Below are 2,350 nucleotides of genomic sequence, written 5' to 3'. Positions count from 1 at the left end.
TCGTATCAACTTTCAAGCCTGTACAAGACTATTATAGTAGCGATAGATATTCCAAGAAAGTTAATGAAGTTCCCCCCCCAAGAAATATCGGGTGAGCCTGCTTTCCTTCTAAAAAATAACGAGCCAGGGGAAATAGCTGAACGGTAACAGAAAACTTAAATATGGGGCAGCTCGATGACGAACGTCGTCCCCTTTCCATATTCCGAATGGACGGTGATGTTTCCCTGGTGCAGGTGGATAATCTTTTGAGCTAACGCCATGCCGATGCCGTGCCCGGTTACTTTGTTTTCCTGGTCGCCCCTGTAGAAGAGGGTGAAGAGGTTCTGCTTGTCTGTTTCCGACATGCCGATACCGTCGTCCGAAAGACGGACGATCGTCCACTTGTCCCAGAAAGAAATCTGAATGAAGGACGATTTGTCGGCGGAATATTTGCAGTTGTTCTCAATCAGGTTCGAGAAGGCGATGTTGAGCAGGTAGAGGTTCCCCTGTACGGTAATCAGGTTGTCATCGTCCGCATCTTCCTGTTCGAAAAGCAATTCGATGTGGTAGTCAGGATGTGCGCGGAGGATAAACTCGCGTACGTCGAGCAGCAGTTCGTCGAGGCGTATCTCCTGCATCTTGATCTGTTCCTTCTGGTAGTCCGCCTTGGCAAGGTTGAGCAGGCCGTCGATCAGTTTGTTCATGCGCCCGGCATCCTGGAGGGCGTTTTGCATGGCTTTGCGGTATTGTTCGCCGGTACGTTCCTTTTGCAAGGCGAGGTCCAGCTCGGCGATAAGTGCGGCTAAAGGCGTCCGCATTTCGTGGGATACATTGCTGACGAACATTTTCTGTGAGTTGAACGAGGCTTCCAACCGCTCGAGCAGGGCGTTGAAGGTGGTGCTGAGTTCGCCCAATTCGTCTTTCCCGTTTTTAACGGGGAGACGCCGGTCGATGTGGTGGGCCGTGATCGTTTCGGCTTCTCGCACAATGTCCCGGATGGGTTTCAGCGAAGCGCGTGCCAGTATATAGCCGGAAACAAACAGCAGGGAGAGGCCGATGACGAAGAGGACAAGCAGCGTATCGCGCAGCTCGAAGAGGTTGTCGTAGCCATAGCCGTCGTATGCGGCGGCGGTAACGATGTAATCTTTTCCGTCAAAGGAATAAAGCATACCGATACTCTGATACTTATCGACATAAAACTCGATCTCTTTCTCGCGCAGAATGCGGTCGATCATCTCCCGGTTTTCCTTGATAATATCGTTTTGTATGGCATCATGGTAGAGCATCCGGAAGTCGGTCGTATAGATTGCAACTTCGACCTCATTTATAAACTTCTTATTGTTCAGGTAGATGGATTGCATGGTGCGGGCATCCACCTGGTTTTGGAGGAACAGGTGGGCTTTGGTGACCGCTTCGCTTTTGAGGTCATGGTAGAAAGTCTTGCTGCGCGTATGGTCGCTGACCAGATAGATCATGGCCATGCAGAGGAGGAAGACGGTGGCCGTTACTCCTGTGTTTTTGAGCGTGAGGGCAGTCCTTATTTTCATAGCTTATCGGTTAAGATAAATCCTATCCCGGGCTTGGTATGGATTAGTTTGACTTCGAAATCACGGTCAATCTTTTTACGCAGGTAGTTGATGTAGACGTCGATGAAGTTGGTCCCCGTGTCGAAATGCGTATGCCAGACCTTCTCGGCTATCTCGATACGGCTGATCACCCGTTCGGCATTTTCAGCCATATAGACAAGGAGGTTGTATTCTTTCGGTGAGAGCTTGACAGGGATGTTGTTGCGCATCACTTCCCGGAGGTTCAGGTTGATGGTAAGATCCGCATAATTGATTTTCTCGGGAGCGGCAACGGGTGCTTCTACATTCCTTTTCAGCAGCACCTTGATACGGGCGTTCAATTCGCGGAAGTCGAAAGGCTTTACCATATAATCGTCAGCACCGGCGTCGAAACCGTCCAGCTTATCATCCGTCGAACCGAGGGCAGTTAACATCAGGATCGGTACCTGCGCATTGAGTTTGCGTATCTCTTTGCAGAGGTCGAAACCGTCCAGTTTCGGGAGAATGATATCCGAAATAACCAACTGGAATGAATTGGATTGGAAGAGACGCAGGCCCATTGCTCCATCGTAGGCAACCATCGTCTGATAACCGTTTTCCTCCAATCCCGCTTTCAGCAAGTCCGCCACACGCTTTTCATCTTCAACGATCAGTATTGTTTGCATAAATATCTGGTATTGAGTATGAGACAAAGGTATAATAAATCACTGGATATTCAAATTTTGCCAGATATGAAACAATAAATGATGATTTAACGGTGTGTTTGCTCGTATTTACCGGACGCAGACGGGCGCAGATTACGCAGA

2 protein-coding genes are annotated in these 2,350 nt (G+C 49.2%); both read right to left on the bottom strand.

The genetic code is table 11. The features are described from left to right. Window positions 1–155 precede the first annotated feature (155 nt). Window positions 156–1,526, bottom strand: a complete 1,371-nt coding sequence (locus tag DWU89_RS20295; protein WP_115501440.1) for a HAMP domain-containing sensor histidine kinase — start codon at window positions 1,524–1,526, stop codon at window positions 156–158. Then, window positions 1,523–2,209 (bottom strand): response regulator transcription factor, encoded by a 687-nt coding sequence (locus tag DWU89_RS20290; protein WP_115501439.1) that lies wholly within the window; start codon window positions 2,207–2,209, stop codon window positions 1,523–1,525. Before DWU89_RS20290 ends, DWU89_RS20295 begins: the two co-directional genes overlap by 4 nt. Window positions 2,210–2,350: the final 141 nt, after the last annotated feature.

This window comes from Parabacteroides acidifaciens, assembly GCF_003363715.1.
GTDB classification, from domain to species: Bacteria; Bacteroidota; Bacteroidia; order Bacteroidales; family Tannerellaceae; genus Parabacteroides; species Parabacteroides acidifaciens.
This window is presented reverse-complemented; position numbering and strand designations above follow the sequence as displayed.